This window comes from Shewanella sp. ULN5 (assembly GCF_030731885.1).
GTDB lineage: Bacteria > Pseudomonadota > Gammaproteobacteria > Enterobacterales > Shewanellaceae > Shewanella > Shewanella holmiensis.
In genome coordinates this window covers 120,348-140,854 of record NZ_JAPJEE010000009.1, presented here as the reverse complement: position 1 = coordinate 140,854, position 20,507 = coordinate 120,348, and the positions used below count along the sequence as shown (strand labels likewise).

Sequence of the window (20,507 nt, the reverse complement as noted above, 5' to 3'; positions counted from 1 at the left end):
ATAAAAGCAGAAAGTAAGACGCAAAAATAGTGAGTCAAAGTTGGTTTTTAGTGATGAGTTAACAACTATCAACATTCAATTTAACAATAACTTGGTTACAGTTTTATTACAGACGTGTGTGGCGAAATAGAGGTGAGAAGTGCACATGATGAGTCATTATGTTAAGGCTGAGTATTTTGCAAAATTATCTTATTGCAATCTTGATTGGGTGTGTCAAAAATAAAATTTTGAAAAAATCTACCGTTAAATCCTGCATAAAATTCGATTATATTGAATTTATATTCACACTCAATTAGGTGTAAATATATATAACCAAAAAGAATAAGTTATTTCGTTTTGCGTTTTGTGGCGGCTGGGTGCTGTTAAGTATGCTGATTAAAGTATCAGTTACACTTTGTTTGGGTATTTCACCGCCCACTGAACCTTTAATGAGTATTACAGGATGATAATGCACCAAGATGCCTCAATTCTGCTACAACTCATTGATGCCGTTGATAATGGTATTTTTAACTGATGAACCAGTGTTGTTGAACAGTTTTTCATGCTGTTTTTAATGAGAAAAACAAGTCCTTTTGCAGATATTTATATTTTCATTTAGCCCTTTCAAAGTCATTACTTTTTTATAGCTTCTGCTAGAATGCCGCGCGTCACAGTAAGTGTCATTTTGGAGTGGTTGTATGAACGGTTCTCCTTCAGCACTAAGCAATGGCTTACGTTGGTCAAGTTTAGTGGCTTCGTTGTATTTATTGTTGCTTGCAGTAGCAATGATCAGTACAGGTTTTAAATTGGCGAGTGGCGAACAAGCCAAAGCGTTATTTGAGTTTGCTTCACATCCTATAGCAGGCTTAATGGTGGGGTTAGTCGCCACCGCATTGATCCAATCTTCTAGTACTACCACAAGCATTATTGTCGGCTTAGTAGCGGGGGGGGTTACCTCTACCTATCGCTATACCCATGATCATGGGAGCTAATATTGGCACAACCTTAACTAATACGTTAGTCAGTTTAGGACATCTTCGATGTCAGCATGAATTTCGCCGCGCGTTTGCAGGAGCAACTGTGCATGACTTTTTTAATCTGTTAGCGGTTTGTGTTTTTTTACCACTCGAAATAATGTTCGGATTTTTAGAAAAACTCAGTGGCTGGATTGTGGCGCCATTTGCTGCAATGAGTGGTGGTTCAGGCAGTTTCGGTTTTGACTTTATCAAACCCATAACCAAACCGGTTACAGAATTAATCGCAGGCCAGTTACATTTTGCCAGCCCCGTTGCAAATGGCGGTATTGTCATTCTTGTGGGCATTTGTATCCTGTTTTTTGCCATCCTTTTTATGGGGCAACAACTGAAAAAACTCATGGTTGGCCGAGCAGAAATTATGCTGAAAACCGCATTAGGTCGCGGCCCGTTCCATGGCATTGCTGCTGGGGCGACGGTCACGGTATTAGTGCAATCTTCATCTACCACCACAAGTATCATTGTGCCATTAATTGGTAATAATATTATCACCTTGAGAGAGGCTTACCCATTTACTCTTGGGGCAAACATTGGTACTTGTATTACTGCATTGCTTGCAGCAATGGCGGTGTCTGGTGATCATGCCATACTGGGGTTGCAAATAGCCTTAGTTCATTTGTGTTTTAATGTGCTGGGTGTTGTCGTGCTGTACGGTATTCCTTGGTGTCGCGATTGGCCAATTAATTGTGCAGAGTGGTTAGCGGAACAAGCCCAGAAAAATAAACTCGCTGTGGTGGCATATATCGGGACTGTTTTCTTTGCTATCCCTGCGTTGATGATAGTGGTTACTCACTGATCCCGCTGGAATGTTTATGTTTGGCCTCTTAGCGGCGTCAATTCATGTTCATTTAGACTAGTTTTCTTTTGAGCTAGAAATCTATTAGCGGTCAATAATTGTTATTCTGCTATTAAGTTGATAAAAACACACTTTGTTTAGTTATATTAACCGCTTGGGGTTGTTATAGGTAAGCAAGCTTGTTTTTGTGACATTAAAGAAAGAACACTGCGTCTCAATTATTGTTAACAAATATGGCTCCATAGCGAAAACCATGCCTGTGAAAACTTTAATGTTATTCATGGCGAACAAGTCGTTGGCCTTTATCTCACCAATACATGGGTGCAGCGATAGTGCATTGTTAGTTTAATCTGTATTTTTGTCAGTTTGAGGTCAATCCGAGCCAGAGTTCTTTGGCTTGGATTGACCATAGTTGATTATAATACTGGTTTCCTTACTGTAACTTGACCATCAGTATTCCTACTTGTCACGCCATGATAAGAAGCAAATACTCGTGTTGTTCCGTAGTTTAAGCCAGTAACTAAACCACCTGACGGCTCCACGTGGGCAATATTGGTATCTGAAATTGTCCATAAAGCTTCATCTGTACAATCCCCTAAGCTCAAATCAACATAAATAATTGAACACCTTAGCTGCACTTGTTCACCAATATCGAGGTGATTAACATGAGGGATGACTTGTATATTATCTATTTCTTTTTCCTGTACAGTTAAACTGGTTTGCGCTGTGAGCCCAAGGTAATTGGCTTGAATATTAGTTACCCCTGGATCTTTACCTAGTGCTAGTGCGCTGCCATTCGTTGTAATAGTTGCGATATTAACATCACTACTCTTCCAACTACTGTCTTTGGTAACATCAAGGCTACTACCATCTGTAAAATGAGCTGTGGCAGTATAAGCTTGCGTTTTACCATCAATAATTATGGCATTCGCTGGCGCAATGGTTAATGAACTGAGTATTGCGGGAGTAACCACAACAGTAGCGGTCTGAGCAAGGCCTAAGAAATGTATTTCAATGAGGCTTGTTCCTACTGACAGTGAGGTCACTAAACCACCATTAGACGCAGTATTGTCTACATGAGCGATTGTCTGGTCCATCATGCGCCAATCAACATCATTGCTCACCAAATATTCTTTTCCAGTTGAATCAATAGCTATTGCTTGATAATGAATACTTGATCCCACAGGTAACTCTATAGAGCTTGGGACAATGATCAAACTTTCAACAATAGGGGCTGAAATATTGAAGGTTGCCTTAGCCTCTTTACTAAGATAATCGGCTGATACGATAACAGACCCTTGCTGCTCTCCTTTTGCTAGACCTGTCCTGGTTATGCTTGCTAGGTTAGTATCACTAGTTTGCCAATGAACTAAATTAGTGATGTTTTTGTGAGTACCATCTGAATATACCGCGGTTGCAGCAAATTGATACGTCATTCCCTGAGAGGCATTTGCTACAGCAGGTGAAATAACAATATTGTCTAGTTCTGCATCTGTTACTGTTGCTAGCGTAGTATCGATTATTGAGCCATATGAGGCTCTAATAGTAGAAGTGCCAACTTGATTAGCGCTGGCTTTACCTGCCATATCGCCACTTGCAATTATAGCAATAATGTTAGTATCAGAAGAACTCCATGTTGCTCTGCTAGTTACATCACTACTGCTGCCATCACTGAAATAGGCCGTTGCCGTAAAATAACCATTACTACCTAAAGGTTCACTTGGTTGTTCTGGTGTTATTTTTAGCTCGGTTAATACCGCCTCCGTTATCGTCAAGTTTGCACTTGCTGATAAACCTTGATACACGCCAGTGATGCTAACAACGCCCTCTTGGTAGCCTCGTGCTCTGCCAATTCTATCTATTGAAGCTACCGTATTGTCATCTGATAACCAGTGTCCTCGATTTGTGACATCTAAGCTGGTTCTATCAGAGAACTGTGCGGTTAATGCGTATTGTTGGGTAAAACCTGCCGCCATCGTGTGTTTTATGGGGGTAATATTTACACTCTCTAGTGCTGCGGCAGTGACTGTAGTGATATTTGATGCAGTTTTACCTTCAAAACTGGCAGTTACTGTCACTATGCCTTCATTAATTCCCAGAACGCTTCCACTTTCGGCTTGAGTATTATCAACCGACGCTATCTCACCCTCATCAACGCTCCATGTTGCTAACGATGTGATGTCGCTACTGGTTTTATCAGAATAAACAGCACGAGCTTGAAGTGCACCTTTATGACCAATTGCGATGCTTTGCGTGGCAGGGGTGACTTCTATATGGTCGAGTAATCCGGCCGTCACCTTGAGGCTTGCGGTTGTCTGTAAGCCGTTATAGCTCGCCATCACGGTAACAGGCTGGGCATTATATTGATGCGCAGTGACTAGACCTTGGCTATCAATGGAGGCTAATGTGTTATCACTGGTCTGATAGTGAGCAAATAAGGTTAAATCGTGATTAGTACCATCAGAAAACAAACCAAATAGCTGATATTGCTGGTTAGTGCCAGCAGGTATTTCTGCCACTGATGGTGTTAAGGAGATAGCGTCTAACTTCGCTGGTGTCACAGATACTAAGGTGCTTACGGTTTGACCTGAAAACTTTACCGATAATTGACTTGTACCCTCAGCCAAGGCTTTAGCGTAACCCGCTGAATTCCCGTTGGGAATAACGGTAATAATACTGTAATCATCAACTTGCCAATTGGCACTCTGGGTGATATCTACTGTGGTGTTGTCTGAGTAAAATGCCGTGGCGGTAAATTGTCCTTCAACCCCTACTGGTACACTCGGATTTTGTGGTGTGATTTGCAATGATTTAACTACAGCTTGATTTACCGTTAGCGAGGTCTGTTGGCTGATGCCTTCAAAGCTCACTGATATGTTAGTACTCCCCCTTGAGAGGGTATTAGCCACTCCTGATAAGGCACCACTAAATTGAATGGCAGCCACACTAGGTTCATCACTTGACCAAGCAGCTAAGTGAGTGATGTTATGCTTTGAACCATCAGAATAACGGGCATAGGCTTGGTAAGCGACTGTGGTGCCGAGTGGGGTAGAAAAATCAAGTGGACTGATGCTAATTCCGATGATTTTGGCGTTAGTTACCTCCAACCCAGTGCTGACGGTTAAGTGTTGAAAGCTGGCACTGACCGTTGTTTTTCCAGGAGATAAAGCCACTCCATCGCCTGCAAAAATCCCCGATGGCACAATCGTTCCCACACTGTCATCTGCAATATCCCAGGTTGAAGCTCGGGTCACATCCACCACACTACCATCAGAAAAATAAGCATTGGCACGATAAGCCCCGATTTTACCTACAGGGAAAATACCATCCACTGGGCTGATTGACAGAGAGCTAAGTTGTGGGGTGCTGACCGTTAATGCGGCGTTAGCAGTTAACGTTTTGGCACGATGAACTAGGTTTGCAGTGACTAGCGTTGACCCCGTGTTTACCGCACTTAGCCAAGCATTGGTATCAATGGCTGCGATGTTCGCGTCAGCGACTTGCCAGCTTGCCGTCGTTGTAACGTCGATTACCTCACCAGCTGTTGTCGTTAAAAAAGCCTGATATTGTGTCGCAGTCCCTTTTGGGAGTACAGCGCTTGCTGGGGTAATTACCAAGGTTTCACTTGTACTATTAATCACATTCAGTTGAGCATAAATTGACTTGCCATGGTAACTCGCAGATATATTGGCGACACCCTCAGTTAAACCTTTAGCGAACACTTTATCGTCAATAACTCTGACACTCGCCACCGCAATATTATCGCTTTGCCAAGAGACTTGTTTAGTCACCTCAACTTGTAATCCATTGGAGAAAATGGCAAATGCTTGATAGCGCTGTTCCATTTCGGTCAATATGGAGCTGACACTCGGGGTAATCATCACACTAACCGCACCCACCAATAACTGTGCACTGGCATTTAAATCGTGATAACTCGCCGAAATTGTTGCTAAACCATCCGCTGAGCCAGTGGCAACGACGTGATTTTCTTCCACCACTAGGGTTGCAATTCTACTATCGTCAATAATCCAAGTTACTTTTTCTGTAATATCGCGCTCGCTACCATCCGTTAAGATCGCTATTGCCTGATAGCTTTGTTGTCCACTCACTAACACCGCTGCGGCTTTAGGTGTAATAGTTAACTGACTCACGCATAAGTTGGCTTCATCGCCACAACCACTTGGAAACCCCGAATTACTGCCGTCACCACAGGCACTTAATAACAGCAGCAATATTGATAAAAAAAAATATTTGGTATGGGATAGAGTAATCATTATTGTTGTTCCTGTAGCGGCTGGACTATCGTTTTAGGAAGTAACACCTGAACCCGGCGATTTAAATGTCTATGCTGTTCAGTAATATTGTCTACCGCGGGATATTGTTCGCCGTAATACTCAACAGTAATTTGCTGCTGTTGCACGCCTTGTGCAATAAGGTGCTCAGTAATGGTGTCAGTACGTCGCTTTGAAAGTGCTAAGTTATAGTTACTAGTACCCTGCGAGTCAGAATAGCCCTGTAAAAGAACAGTGGCTTGCGGGTACTTTGTTAAACGATTAACAATGATTTGCAAAGAGTCTGTGCTGATTAGCTTACTGCTATCAAAGTCAAATAATACTGAGAAAGTGACTTCCTCGAGCTCGACAGGTGCCGATTCCATTACAATCTTTGTTACTGTATTTGTTACCGTATTAGTAATTATAACTGGTCTAGTTCGACCAAATTGATAGCTAATGCCAATGCTGGTTGAGTGGGCGTTAGTGCCACCAATATTGTCATCACCCAAATGATGAAAGTACTCATATTGCAATCGTGCTTGCCAAGAATCGCTCACTTGGTAAGTTATACCTGCTCCAAGAGAGGGGGACCAATCATCAGCCTTTATAGTCGAAAATGGACCTTTATTTTCGCCATGCCAGTTAAATAAACCTGCTTTTGCAAATAGTGAGAAGTTAGCCGGTAAGTCAATTGAACCTAAAGCTGAAAGATTGATCCCTGTCATGCTTCCTTGGTAAATATGTTTATTCGATCCTTCGAGATAAGTGGCCTCAGCTTCTCCTAAATCAACATAGGCCGCTTCTAAAGCAAAATTATTATTCAGTTGATACCCTGCAAAAATACCTGACATTGTACTGTTTTTGTCGCAGGCTATATTCCAAGATTCACAACCATGCTGATAATGATTCACCCCTATTTTACCGCCCAAATAGAAATACGATTCAGGCAAAGTGCTTAATGTTTGAGATTGTTCTTGTTCAAGGAGATTAACGTGGGCTTGTTCTGTTGCCTGGACACTCCCAAAACACAAAAATGTTAAAAGAGTGAACTGTTTTGTAAAATTAAGATTGCGGAGTATTCGATAATAAAGCATTTGTTCTTCCATGATATTAATCCATAAATTATCAGTAGGGCATTATAAAAAATTTCAATTATTAGTACAACGTTGAGGAGGAGTATTCCCTTTAGCTTACCTCACTTGCGCCACCTTTTTTAAAAACGCCTTAATCCTTTAAAACTGCCCAGGAAAATGCTAGCGATAGAAACAATTTTATGCATGTATAGCATATCTAAAGATAGAGCTAGAAAGTATTCAATTAATGGTGAAATTACTTCATCAACAGGTGTTCCGTTTATAATAGGAACCTTTGCTTCTAGGTAGTATTGTTAGTAATTAAAGCTAAACTGCAGCTAAATACATGTAATGTAAATATTAACTAGTATTGCGCCGTGTTTGGTTGCATCCATTTTGTTTTACTTTAACGATGGGTAGTGTATTTTACTAACCTTATTTTACGTAAATTAAGGATGAATAATGCGTAATAAAATCATTAAAGTACTCCCTATTTTGTCTCTTTTTCTTTTTTCGCTGAATACCTTTGCGGTAACTAATTGGGTTGATTTTGAAATCATTAATGGCCATATCAATTTACCCGTAACAATTAAAGGGGTTGAAGGCCGAGCGATTTTAGACAGTGGTGCGCAGTTAAATGCGATTAATTTAAGTTTCATCAATAGACACGGATTTGAATTTCCTAAAGGTGGAAAAGTCAATGTGGAAGGTATTTATGGCACAGAAACTCGTCGATTATTCAATAATGTTCAAGCAAAACTTTTTAATACTGACTTAGAGCTAGATAACCTAGCAGGACTTCGTTTGGGACATCATGAGGTTCAACTCCTATTAGGTGCGGGATTATTAGAGAAATTTATTTTTCAGATAGATTACCCCAATAGCCGTTTAAGGCTGTTTGAAAGAGGCTCTGTTGATTTAGCTAAGCTTGAGAACATTCAAATGCAGATTGATCGAGGTTCCGGGCAACCAATAGTAAAAGTTGACTTGAATGGTCAAAAAGACGCTTGGCTTATACTTGATACTGGCAATAACGGCGGATTATTTCTAAAGCGTACTCTGGCAACAGATTCAAACTGGTTGGAGCTTTATGGTTCACAATCAAGCCTAATTGCAGGGGCTAATAATATTGGTGTTGTTGATGATTTTCGTTTACCCGAGGTGAAATTTGGACCTTTTACCATTGAAAATGTTCAAGTTAGCGTTCCTGCGGATGGTCAAACTGAGTCAGTATCTGGTCAAGAGTCGATTAGCTTTTCACGCATCAAAGGAAAAAATATCAAAGGGCTTGTTGGTTATGATGTGCTAAAACATTTTGTTTTAACCATAGATTATAAGTCCGGCCATTTACATGTTGGATTACCAGAAGAGATATAATTTGGCGCAGTTATGAGGTCAAATTAACCTATTCAGCAGAATAACGTTTAGATGCATTTAAAGCAGCAATTAAGCCCTGTTCAGTTATATTCATTACACCACTTGAACTATCAGTCGGAGTCGCTTTTTGTTGTGACTCTTGGGATTTGGCAACAGAGATTTGTTGCCACTTCTTCATCACTCTGGCTAAGGCCCCATGATTTGATAAGGTTGAAATTGATCGGTTGATTTCAGCAAGTAAGGCTGAGTTATTGGTTTTTTTGCTAATCATAAAGTGGATCTGATTAGTGTCTACCACAAGTGCTAATGGTGACAGAATGAGCCCTTCGGATTGATTGGCAATATAAGGTAAGGCAACTGAGTCACCGATTAATACATCCCCTCTTTTATAGGCAAGCATTTGCACTGATTGTGTTGCGTTAGGGCTAGTAATTAATAAACCTTGTTGCGATAACTCATCTTTAGTGGCTAAATAGTCCTGACCATACCAACCATAAGAAGGGGCTAATAATTTAAGCTTCTTAGTGAAAATGTCCTGCCACTTATCAATTGTGATACTTGAGGTATTTCCTGCTTCGACAAACAGCCTGACCTCTTCATCACGATATGAATCTGAAAAATAGGCGTACTCTTCTCTTTCTGGGATATAACTTGCTCCCATCATCATGTCTAATGTGCCGATTTTCAGCATTTGATGGGCACGCTTAACGGGCATTTGAATGAACTGTACCTTACAGCCGAAATTATTTGCCACCAGAGTAAGCATATCGACATCTAAGCCAACAGCTTTACCCGATTCATCAATCCAAGCGTATGGAGCCCAGTCATTAAAGCCTATTTGAATGGGTTCTGGACATACTAATTTGCCATCTTGCGCATGGGCGTTGCCAGATTGTCCATAAATGACTAAAAGAATTAATAATAACCTCATTGTGATAGCTTTCATTTATTACTCTCGAATTGTCTTTGAGAAATTGCCAGCACTTGTACTAACGTGCCATTAGCTCACTGGAAATAGGTATATTAGATTTATCTTAGTCTTGTATTTGGCTATTTACCAGACAATTTCAGTCAGCGATTTTTGAGGGGGATGAAAGACCGCGCCATCAACTTTCTGCTTCAATATGATTTTTGGCTGACGTAATTATTGAGTGTTTTAATCGTATTTACATATAGGGCTGTGCTGATTTATTGGTTACTTTGGGCTTAAATTGGTTTGGTATTGCCGATGCTATCGAACTTAGTGCTTCGATAGCCTTGGGGGGGATATCATCATACTTGTCATTCGTAGAATGATTAACTTTTGTTGGTAACGCTTAAACTCACTATTATGATAGTAAATTATATAATGTGATTAAGCCGTTATTTTTATATTTTAATATGTTGTAAAAATTATTGATGAATAAACCTATTGATATCGCATTGCCTTCGCTGGTTCAGCGGATTGGTGGTGACAACGTGAAGCAAGCAAAAGCGATGGCACAACAATACGATTGCCAGCTTAAGCGTGTGCGACGCTCTAGAAACTGGCTAATGCATGGCGACGCAAAGATGATTCAATCCTGTGTGTTGCGATTGAAAGCTGACAAATCAGAGACTTTTAAATATTTAATTCATAAGATAGAAGCAAGCTTATTAACACATGCGGATAAGCTAGAGCCTTTAGCTGTGAAACTACAACGTTTGATGGCTCAAAATCCCAGTATGACATTGACAGAGTTGATACAGTTGACCCATTGCACAGAGGCTGAAGCAAGAGTGGCTCGTTTTAATGCTGAAGTATAACCCACCCCCTAAACACCATCGAAAATACTGGGTATTTATTGACGATGAACGCAGCATATCATCCTTGAACTTGTGAATTGATATGCTTTGGGCTGTGATGTTTAGTTGGTGGCGTTAAGTATCAATGGGTTTTAATTTAAAGCGGCAGGTTATAGCAGAATAGTGCAATCAAGCCAGAAAAGATGTTCTAGTAATCTTCATCGTTAGCATCACTCATTCGCTGTAATCTTTCTAGCTCTTCTTCTTTTGCGGCATTGATTTCATCAATAATCGCATTTACATCGGCAATATGTTCACTTTCAGCAAACTCGCCTGTTAGCTTTGATGTAGGTGTTAGTTCACCCGCTTCAAATAATGCCCACATTTCTTTAGCGAATTTAGTACCTGCTAACTCAGGAGCAAACTGACTGTAATAACTTGTCATGTTGTTTACATCGCGAGCAAACATCCATTGGGCGTTATTATTGGCTGCAGCATCAACCGCTTGGGGCAAATCAATAATCACCGGACCTTTGCTATCTACCAGCACGTTAAATTCTGATAAGTCTCCATGTACGATACCCGCACACAGCATTAATTTGGTATATTCAATCATGCTGGCATGATCTCGGATAGCTTCTTCGTAGCTCATTTCCACATCGTTTAGCCGAGGTGCAACTAAGCCATCATCATCTGTCACTAACTCCATTAACAATACGCCGGAATAGCAGCCATAAGGTTTCGGCACTCGCACGCCCGCATCGGCTAATTTATATAGGGCATCTACCTCGGCATTTTGCCAGGCTTCTTCTTGTTGATCTCGACCGAATTTAGACCCTTTTTCCATCGCTCTGGCGCGACGGCTATTGCGAACCTTACGGCCTTCTTGATACTGAACAGCTTGCTTAAAGCTACGTTTGTCAGCATCTTTGTAGACTTTCGCGCAGCGAATGTCCTCGCCACAACGGACGACATAAACACTGGCTTCTTTGCCACTCATTAATTGACTTAGGACATCGTCTACTAAGCCTTCTTCAACCAGAGGTTGGATTCGTTTCGGGATTTTCATTGCGTCCTTATACCGCAAATAAGCTCAGGATGGAATGCACAAATGCTTGCTAGAAAATAAATTTTGATGAAACGGGTAAGTTAGCTATTTTATTACAACTTACTATCCGCAAAAAATAGCCGATTATTATTTTTGTGTGGTGATGAGCTGAAGAGTGTCATAGCCCAAGGTGGTGATTATTTGTTATCATATCGACATCTGATTTTATATTTGTGCAATGACATTAATGCAGTTGTCTCTAAGCTGGCTATATTGATGTTAAGTGTTGATAAGCGAGATTAAAGCTGCGCACAAGCTTGCCAGTTAACTTCCTGATTTACAATGATAATACAACCGATTTATCGGTTATTGGAATTTCTTATGATTGAACTGCAACAGAATAACCCGCTACATGGCTTAAAATTAGAAACCATGGTGGCCGAATTAGTCGACTTTTATGATTGGAAAATCCTCTACGCTGCATTGCGTTTAGAATGCTTTAATACCAACCCAAGTATGGAAGCGTGTCTAAAGTTTTTAAAAAAGACTGAATGGGCCAGAGAAAGAGTAGAAAGTTTTTATCTTTATCGCTTTAAGCGTATGCCTAAAGGAAGTGCGGCGCAGTTTGAGTTAAAGCCGCGTGAACGTGGTTTTGCCCATGGTATTTTGCCTCGTAAACCTCAAGAGCTAACGGTAGAGTTAATTGCTGAAATGCGAGATAAAGCTACGGCGGACTATCAAGAGATGAAGCGCAGTAATAGCCGCCCAAAATACGGTAAAGATAAACCCAAAGCGCAAGACAACTACGCGCAAAATAAACGTACTGGCAACAAGCGTCCTGCGCCCTCACAAGATCCCAAAAATCCTTGGGGAAATTAAGCTGCTGATGGCTTAAAGCCAAAATCAAATATTGGATAGTTATCTCAATGCCGCAAATATTGCGGCATTTTTGTTTAGAATTAGTCATTGGCTTTGACGGCCAAGTCACTATTTAAACCGTCTTGAGGCTCGAACATTGAGTTAGCTCTATTCACGACTAGATTATTTTCTAGCTTATAGATAAGGCCTATGCTTGTTTGGCATTAAACGAGACGTCAGTCATTTCATCGGTGGCTTCGCTGATATTGGGTTGGTGGCATTACTGAAACGGATAGAAAGTGAACTGGCACTCATGGTGACTTTGTTAGTCAGCTGCTGAAGTGATCAAAGTCATTTGCTGCTTTTTGTCGTTACTGAACAAGCTAAAACCATGATAAGTATCACCGTAGAGGTTTTATATTTTATAGTGCCCTTTAATGTTACTTAACCTCATAAAATTATCAGACAGATGATAAGCCGCGTCGAGGAGATAATTGGCTTAAGTGAGTGTTTTACCTGTTTGAAAAATTGATTTTGCATCATAGAGTTAAATCGCTGTTGTTATTATTTTTTTATTTATCTTTACAATAGTTCAAACTGATGTATTCTATAGCCTGCTCTGGCAAACAGAGTTATTAATGAATATCAAGTAAAAGTAAAGCTCTAGATCTCTGCGTTATCGTTGTTATCCAAAGTGTTTCCCTTAGCTTCATAGTCACATTCAATAATTCAAGCTTCAGTGCATCGCATTATCGCGATAGATTTATTAATTATATTATATAAGGGACACAAAATGTCTAAAACTACTGGTTTAGTAAAATGGTTCAACGAAGATAAAGGTTTTGGTTTTATCACTCCTGATAATGGCGGCGCGGACGTTTTCGTTCATTTCCGTTCAATCACTTCAGATGGTTTCAAAACTTTAGCTGAAGGCCAAAAAGTATCTTTCGAAGTAGAACAAGGCCAAAAAGGCCCTCAAGCAGCTAACGTTACTGCTGAGTAAGTTTATACTTTGTAAGATAGCGCAAATAGTTTAACGACTGTTTGCGCTTTTTTTTACCTGTAATTCCTCGCCTAACACTCTCCTGCAGTTACCTCGCTTTGTTATTTGCCTTTATAGCCATTATTTTGCTTATTCAGCCTTAGTCAACCTAGTTAAAAATTGCTAAACTCTTTCGCGACTTTCAATGTCGTTGCATAATTAATTGATCCAAAAACCTTAATTGATAGGAAACCAACGTGACAGATTCAGCTATGCGTCTCAATAAATACATCAGCGAAAGTGGCATTTGCTCTCGACGTGATGCAGACCGTTATATTGAACAGGGGAATGTATTTATTAACGGCAAGCGTGCACAGGTTGGTGACCAGGTTAATTTTGGCGACAAGGTGAAAGTAAACGGTCATGATATTGAACCTCGAGATGCTGAAGATTTAGTGTTTATTGCCTTAAATAAACCTGTGGGTATTGTCAGTACGACAGAAGGCACCGAGCGCGATAATATTGTTGATTTTGTGAATCACTCAACCCGTATTTTTCCTATTGGCCGTTTAGATAAAGATTCCCAAGGATTGATTTTTTTAACCAACAATGGTGATTTGGTTAATAAAATATTACGCGCGGGCAATAACCACGACAAAGAATATGTAGTGTCGGTAAATAAACCCATTACCGATGATTTTATCAAAGGTATGGGCGCTGGTGTGCCTATTCTTGGGGTTGTGACAAAAAAGTGTAAGGTAGAGCAGGTATCAACCTATGCGTTTAAAATTGTTTTAGTACAAGGGCTTAATCGTCAGATCCGCCGCATGTGTGAATATTTTGGCTTTGAGGTCACTAAGCTTGAACGTCAAAAAATCATGAACGTTAGCCTTAAAGGTTTACCAATAGGTGAGTGGCGCGATCTCGATAAACAAGAACTGGATGTGTTGTTTGAAATGATCAAAGACTCTTCTTCAGAAGATAAAAAGTCTGCTACCAAGAAAAAGCCAAAACCGAAACCTAAAGTGGAATCTCTTCGCGATAAAATCGAAGGTCCTGAACATTTTATGCAACACAACCGCAGCACTAAACATAAAGGCCAGGCTAAAGGCGCTCCACGAGGGCAAACTAAAGGCCAGGCGCAACATGGTAAAGGTAAACCAAGTTCTGCAAGAAAACCTAAACGCTAATATTTAGTAATATAGTGTGATCTCACTGAAATTGATTAAGGCGACAGCTATGCTGACGTCTTTTTTATTGGCACTTTTTCTGAATAATGAGCGGTTAATTGGTTTACTTGTTCAATAAGGTAAACTTTTCTTGTTATCAGCACGTAATGGTTCATATATTCATTTTGCAGTGAGAGCCTCGTGTCTTCATATCGCTCCCTTTTTTGTTTTTCTAATGATCTTAGATTAAAAGATAATCTAGCCTTAAGCGCACTAATACGTAGCAGCTCTAATATCGCTTTTGTATTTGTTTTTGACGAGAGCAACTTTAAACCCATTTATTTTCAACAAACATCAATGGGTAAGCATAGGCTGGGTTTTTTATTACAATCTTTAGAAGATTTGAGTCATCAGCTTGAAGCGTTAGGGCACAAGCTTCACCTTTGTTATTTAGTCATGATGAAACAGCAATATTTAAACGTATTCAAAGGTATAGCATCAATACCATTGGTAAAATTAATACCGCACTGTTATGGCCTGTTAACCGTAAACAATCTTTATTACTGTTAGATTTTTTTGCCGCTTTAGTTGGGATATTATGCGTCCTGATCGTGTGCCAAGAGACACCCTAACCAATATCCAACAGAATGGTTTTTATACCATTAATATAAGATACTTTGAAGTGATATGTTTGTTGGTGAGTATTAAAAAATTGTTCAATATCATAGAGTAAACCTATTTGTTCTGCGCTGTTGATAACATAGGGTTGCATGTAATGGTAGGTATAAAGAAGTACGTCTTTACGTTGGGACAGAGGAGTTCCCAAAGTGTCAAAACAAAACAGTAACAGCGTTAGCCAAATAAATGTCAAATGGTTTTCATTTTCCTTCTGAATCAATGGTGTTAACGGTCAATGAACTTTTCATTCCTCTAATGTCGTTCATATTAATCTTGTCTGCACCGTTCAAATTAGCATTTTATTCTGATTTAGTGACTTCATTTTTCATCGTATAAAGAATCTGCTGGTTCATTTATGCAATAAACCCAAGACTATTAGGCCAAAAACACCGATAATTCATGTTAATTAGATAATGTGGCCGTTTGGCTGTGAATGACTGTAGGTGTATTCAATGGAAATCAAAGTAAATTTTCTCGACAATTTAAGACTCGAAGCCAAGTTTGACGACTTTACGGTGACTGCCGACCAACCTATACGTTATAAAGGCGATGGTTCTGCCCCGAGTCCTTTTGATTACTTTTTAGCATCGTCAGCATTGTGCGCCGCATATTTTATCAAGGTGTATTGTAAAGCCCGTGATATTTCAACGGAAAACATTCGGTTATCGCAAAATAACATTGTTGATCCTGAAGATCGCTACAACCAGATATTTCAAATTCAGGTAGAGTTACCTGAAGATATCTCTGATAAAGACCGTGAAGGTATTTTACGTTCAATTGATCGCTGCACCGTTAAAAAAGTGGTGCAAACAGGTCCTGAATTTAAAATAGAAACCGTCGCAAATTTAGATGCCGACGCCAACGCGATGTTAATGGGGCAGCCTGAAGGCGATGGCAGCACCTTTATTTTAGGTAAAGACCTGCCGCTTGAACAAACCATCAAAAATATGACCGCGATGTTAGCTGACCTGGGAATGAAGATTGAAATCTCATCCTGGCGAAATATTGTACCTAATGTGTGGTCGTTACACATTCGCGATGCGGCATCACCTATGTGTTTCACCAATGGTAAAGGGGCGACTAAAGAAAGCGCATTGTGTTCTGCATTGGGGGAGTTTATTGAGCGTCTTAATAATAACTTTTTCTATAACGATCAATTCTTTGGTACTGAAATCGCCAATAGCGAATTTGTGCATTATCCAAATGAAAAGTGGTTTGCTCTTGAAGACGATGATGCATTACCAGCAGGCATATTAGATGAGTATTGTTTAGATATTTATAACCCAGATGAAGAGTTATGTGGTTCACACTTAATTGATACCAATTCAGGTAATAAAGACCGCGGTATTTGTGCTATCCCTTACACGCGCCAGTCCGATGGTGAAACCGTGTATTTTCCATCAAACTTAATTGAGAACTTGTTTTTAAGTAATGGTATGAGCGCAGGCAATAACTTACCAGAAGCACATGTTCAATGCTTATCAGAAATCTTCGAGCGAGCGGTAAAACGTCAAATCATCGAGCAAGAAATAGTCCTTCCAGATGTCCCTATGGCGGTGTTAGAAAAGTACCCTAGTATACTCGCGGGGATTAAAGGACTTGAAGAACAAGGCTTTCCGGTTGTGGTGAAAGATGCGTCATTGGGCGGGCAATTTCCTGTAATGTGCGTAACCCTAATGAACCCAAGAACAGGCGGAGTGTTTGCCTCATTTGGTGCACACCCAAGCTTTGAAGTAGCATTAGAGCGTAGCCTAACCGAATTACTACAAGGTCGAAGCTTTGAAGGTTTAAACGATGTGCCTAAGCCAACGTTTAATAGCATGGCTGTAACTGAACCTGAAAACTTTGTTGAACACTTTATTGATTCTACAGGCGTCATTTCTTGGCGCTTCTTTAGCAGTAAGTACGACTATGATTTCTGTGAGTGGGATTTTTCGGGTACAAATGAACAAGAAGCTGAGGCGTTATTTGGCATTTTATCGGCAATGGGCAAAGAGGTATATATTGCTGAATTTACCGATTTAGGTGCTTCAGCATGCCGAATTTTGGTACCAGAGTATTCTGAAGTTTACCCTGTCGATGACCTGATTTGGGATAATACCAACAAGGCGTTGTTATACCGTGAAGATATCCTTAATTTACATTCTTTAAGCACTAAAGCTTTGGGTAAATTAGTTAATCGATTAGAAGAAAGCCAGCTAGATAACCAAACCGATATCCCTACATTAATTGGCATCGTATTTGATGAGAATACGGTTTGGGGGCAATTAACCATTATAGAGCTTAAAATTCTGATTTATTTAGCTTTAGGTGAGCATGAAGATGCCCTGGAATTAGTCGAGGAGTTTTTGCAGTTTAATGACAATACTGTACAACGCCGCTTGTTCTATCAAGCAGTCAATGCCGTGCTTGAAGTGACCTTAGATGAAGACTTAGCGCTAGAACACTTTATCGGTAACTTTAATAGAATGTTTGGTGCTGAGGTAATGGAAAACGTTGTTGGCTCTGTTACAGGTAAAGTCCGCTTTTATGGTTTAACTAAAACCAGCATTAATTTAGAAGGTATTGAACCCCACTTAAGGCTGATTGAAAGCTACAAGAAGCTTCATCAAGCGCGTCAGCAAAAGTCATAAGCATAAAGAAATATTTAAGCATGAAGAAATAAAAATGCCAGCGATAATTGTTAAGTTACCGCTGGCATTTTTATGAACCTAGCCTATTCAATTTTTTATAACTTTATGGTGGTGTAAAGAGGATTTTCCCTAAGCTCCCATTCTATATTTGTCGACTCGTTTAATGGCAAATAACATCCATATCGTCAGTACCGCGCTGCAACTCGCGAGTGAAATCCATACACCGAAAACACCGAATGCCCATGCAAAAAGGTAAATTACCGCGGCAATTAATATTAATTTTAACCCTGTTAAAATAGCAGACTCTTTGGTAGCACCAATAGCTTGGAAAAAACTCGCTCCAACAAGTAATAATCCTTCCATAGGCAGTCCCCAAAAATACCATCGTAACCCTTCAATCGCCACAGGGGTTAATTCAGGGTTATTTCCGGCAAAAAGATACACCATCCACTGTGGGCGAGTGTAAATTAAAATAAGCCCAATAACGGCTACCAGTAAAGTCATACTAAATGCAATGTGGCGAGCCTCTTTGACCCTGTCGTAGCGACCTGCGCCAGCATTAAAGCTAAAGATAGGCTGGGTGCCAAAAGCAATCCCTTCAAAAACCAAATAGAAGATTGCCTCGGTATAACTAATAACGCCATAAACCGCAACATGTAAAGGTGCGCCTACCCAGAGTAAGGCGGTATTGTGAAGAGTGAGTACTATCGATAAGTACAAATTCATTAAAAAGCTCGGAAAACCCGTCTTAGTAATATCGATGCAATGCTCTGCTCGAAGCCGCATTTGCGACCAATTGATTTTCAATTGCGTTTTATGGCCAAAAAAATGCTGAAGGCACAATAAGCCAGTTACAGCTTGACTTAACATGGTGGCTATCGCAGCACCTGCTAGGCCAAAGGGGTATACCACTATAAATAACCAATCTAAAAATGTATTTAATATGCCACCAGTAATAAGAACACAGGTGACAAAATGTGGTCTACCATCGTTACGTAATAGAGCTGTAAACGCTAAAGACATAATCGGAAAATGGCTCAGGGCAAAGTACCAGAATAAATAGTCATGGGCACTGTGTAATACCTCACCTTCGGCTCCTAGTGCAATCAAGATGTCCTCAGCAAACAGGCTCCCACAAACGGCAAAAAATAATCCAGCCAGTAAACATAAACTGAATGCATTACTCAAAATATGCCGAGCCTTGATAATATTTCCCTGACCAAGGTTCATTGATACAAGGGCTGCGCTGCCCATTCCTATTAAGGCCCCTACAGCATATAAAATGGCACCGACAGGGTAAGCTAACATCATCCCTGCTAATCCTGTCTCCCCCAAATAGTGGCCAACAAACATACCATCGATGGCGACATAAATACCGGTAATTAACATTGACGCTATAGTCGGTATTGAATAGCGCCAAAAAAGTTTTGCAACAGGCTGCTCTAACAAGCTTAAATCTTGTTGAGCTGGCTGTGATGATGTACTTGTTGACGACATAGACATGACTCAAATAATAAAAAATGATGTTAACCAAAGTGTTTATCTGAAAACACTTAAGTGATATGCAAATTGATGTGTTAGCTGAAAGTATGACCTATGACACATATCAGTGCTGGTCATACTGTTTTAAGCCTGTAAAAAATAGAGTTTAACGGGATCTCTTAACCGATGACTATTCTATTATTAACCGCTACGATAGAATACGTAATTGCTATTATATTTTAATTTTTTTTCAGGGGTTTTGTATGGCGCTGTTGCCTAAACATATAATTATCCCAAAAACATGACATAAACCACATAGAACACTAATAGGATTGGACGTTATCTGCAACCATTTGGCTTAAACCTGCATTCTCTCGTTAGGTTTTTCAATGTTGATTTTATATTTTGCTTTTAGGCAACAACGCCGTTTTGTATGCCAAAGACTGATTTTTATTGGTATGTTGGGTTAATTGACCGTTTACGATGAGATGGGTAAAGCCACATTCCCACTTTAGATGCGATTTCGTACTAAGTTATCAAGCGACGTAGGACATTTAATTAAGGTATAAATTGTCCATTAATATTGGATTTAACGGTACTAATAAACCAGTGTTAAATCCTTTATTATTCTCCTCATTGACATAGCACTATGAGGAAATCATCCATGTATCACCCAATTATTCAAGATTTAGAACGTCGTTATACCGTGAAAAAATACGATTCAAATAAACGTATCTCTGCTGAAAATATTGCAGTGCTACAACAAGCAATGCGTTTATCCGCGTCTTCAATTAACTCGCAGCCTTGGAAGTTCATTATTATTGAAAGTGATGCGGCAAAGCAGCGTTTGCATAATACCTTTGCAAACAAGTATCAATTCAATCAGCCGCACGCAACTGAAGCTTCACATATTATTCTATTTGCACATAATCCAGCTTATACCAAAGACGATTATAGAAAAGTGGTTGATGTTGAAGTGTCCTCTGGCCATTTGCCGGCAGAGATGTATGACAATATGCTTAATGGTGCGTTTGCCTTTGCTGAAGCTAATACTAATGACGCTGGCTTTAATGGTGAATGGACTAAGGCTCAAACCTATATTGCCTTAGGCAATACTCTGCATGCATTAGGGCGTTTAGGGATAGATTCAACGCCGATGGAAGGCGTCGACTCTGAGCTTATTGCTGAAGAGTTTAAACAGGAATTAAACGGTTATGTGGTTGAGGTGGCATTAGCCATTGGATATCACAAAGAGGGCGAGGATTATAATCATGGTCTGCCTAAATCACGCTTACCGATAGAAGATATTTTTACTGTATTGTAATTAGCACAATCTAGCACGGACTAAAAATGCTTATTT

13 protein-coding genes and 1 pseudogene are annotated in these 20,507 nt (G+C 39.9%); 9 read left to right on the top strand and 5 right to left on the bottom strand.

The annotated features are described in order from the left end of the window. The first annotated feature begins 677 nt into the window (after nucleotides 1-677). A pseudogene (locus ORI98_RS10795) lies at nucleotides 678-1,809 on the top strand (Na/Pi symporter). 416 nt (nucleotides 1,810-2,225) lie between these two features. On the opposite strand, the gene ORI98_RS10790 reads toward ORI98_RS10795, so the two are convergent. After that, nucleotides 2,226-6,083 carry an Ig-like domain-containing protein gene (locus tag ORI98_RS10790; RefSeq protein WP_306135214.1) on the bottom strand — a complete coding sequence of 1,286 codons (3,858 nt, stop codon included), beginning with the start codon at nucleotides 6,081-6,083 and terminating at the stop codon, nucleotides 2,226-2,228. Beyond that, the gene (locus ORI98_RS10785) at nucleotides 6,083-7,189 is read right to left on the bottom strand and encodes an OmpA family protein (protein WP_306135213.1); all 1,107 of its coding nucleotides are present in this window, start codon (nucleotides 7,187-7,189) and stop codon (nucleotides 6,083-6,085) included. Before ORI98_RS10785 ends, ORI98_RS10790 begins: the two co-directional genes overlap by 1 nt. A 429-nt stretch (nucleotides 7,190-7,618) precedes the next feature. Between ORI98_RS10785 and ORI98_RS10780 the strand changes: the two genes are divergently transcribed. Continuing rightward, the gene (locus tag ORI98_RS10780) at nucleotides 7,619-8,533 is read left to right on the top strand and encodes an aspartyl protease family protein (protein WP_306135212.1); all 915 of its coding nucleotides are present in this window, start codon (nucleotides 7,619-7,621) and stop codon (nucleotides 8,531-8,533) included. Nucleotides 8,534-8,561: 28 nt separating this feature from the next. Here the strand turns inward: ORI98_RS10780 and ORI98_RS10775 are convergent, their stop codons facing one another. Further along, nucleotides 8,562-9,464: an ABC transporter substrate-binding protein gene (locus ORI98_RS10775; protein ID WP_261298692.1), complete on the bottom strand. Its 903-nt coding sequence runs from the start codon at nucleotides 9,462-9,464 to the stop codon at nucleotides 8,562-8,564. A gap of 467 nt (nucleotides 9,465-9,931) precedes the next feature. Between ORI98_RS10775 and ORI98_RS10770 the strand changes: the two genes are divergently transcribed. Then, on the top strand, nucleotides 9,932-10,318 hold the full coding sequence (locus ORI98_RS10770; protein ID WP_261298691.1) for a ribosome recycling factor family protein: 387 nt from the start codon (nucleotides 9,932-9,934) through the stop codon (nucleotides 10,316-10,318). A 187-nt stretch (nucleotides 10,319-10,505) separates the two neighbouring features. Here ORI98_RS10770 and ORI98_RS10765 read toward each other — a convergent pair whose 3' ends face one another. Beyond that, nucleotides 10,506-11,366 (bottom strand): PA4780 family RIO1-like protein kinase, encoded by an 861-nt coding sequence (locus ORI98_RS10765; protein WP_306135211.1) that lies wholly within the window; start codon nucleotides 11,364-11,366, stop codon nucleotides 10,506-10,508. 360 nt (nucleotides 11,367-11,726) lie between these two features. Between ORI98_RS10765 and ORI98_RS10760 the strand changes: the two genes are divergently transcribed. From ORI98_RS10760 to ORI98_RS10745, 5 genes are all read left to right on the top strand, one after another. Continuing rightward, the gene (locus tag ORI98_RS10760; RefSeq protein ID WP_306135210.1) at nucleotides 11,727-12,224 is read left to right on the top strand and encodes a VF530 family DNA-binding protein; all 498 of its coding nucleotides are present in this window, start codon (nucleotides 11,727-11,729) and stop codon (nucleotides 12,222-12,224) included. A 772-nt stretch (nucleotides 12,225-12,996) separates the two neighbouring features. Continuing rightward, entirely contained in the window at nucleotides 12,997-13,206 is a 210-nt protein-coding gene (locus tag ORI98_RS10755) for a cold-shock protein (RefSeq protein ID WP_226411051.1), read from the top strand. Nucleotides 13,207-13,442: 236 nt separating this feature from the next. Then, nucleotides 13,443-14,375: a 23S rRNA pseudouridine(2604) synthase RluF gene (gene rluF, locus ORI98_RS10750; RefSeq protein ID WP_306135209.1), complete on the top strand. Its 933-nt coding sequence runs from the start codon at nucleotides 13,443-13,445 to the stop codon at nucleotides 14,373-14,375. 180 nt (nucleotides 14,376-14,555) lie between these two features. Beyond that, nucleotides 14,556-14,924, top strand: coding sequence for a deoxyribodipyrimidine photo-lyase (locus ORI98_RS18150; RefSeq protein WP_371931152.1), 369 nt, complete (start codon nucleotides 14,556-14,558; stop codon nucleotides 14,922-14,924). Between the two features lie 560 nt (nucleotides 14,925-15,484). After that, on the top strand, nucleotides 15,485-17,665 hold the full coding sequence (locus ORI98_RS10745; protein WP_306135208.1) for an OsmC domain/YcaO domain-containing protein: 2,181 nt from the start codon (nucleotides 15,485-15,487) through the stop codon (nucleotides 17,663-17,665). A 129-nt stretch (nucleotides 17,666-17,794) separates the two neighbouring features. On the opposite strand, the gene ORI98_RS10740 is transcribed toward ORI98_RS10745, so the two are convergent. Continuing rightward, on the bottom strand, nucleotides 17,795-19,162 hold the full coding sequence (locus ORI98_RS10740; RefSeq protein WP_261298685.1) for an MATE family efflux transporter: 1,368 nt from the start codon (nucleotides 19,160-19,162) through the stop codon (nucleotides 17,795-17,797). A gap of 649 nt (nucleotides 19,163-19,811) precedes the next feature. On the opposite strand from ORI98_RS10740, the gene ORI98_RS10735 reads away from it, so the two are divergent. Continuing rightward, nucleotides 19,812-20,471 (top strand): nitroreductase family protein, encoded by a 660-nt coding sequence (locus ORI98_RS10735; protein ID WP_306135207.1) that lies wholly within the window; start codon nucleotides 19,812-19,814, stop codon nucleotides 20,469-20,471. The last annotated feature ends 36 nt before the right edge of the window (nucleotides 20,472-20,507 follow it).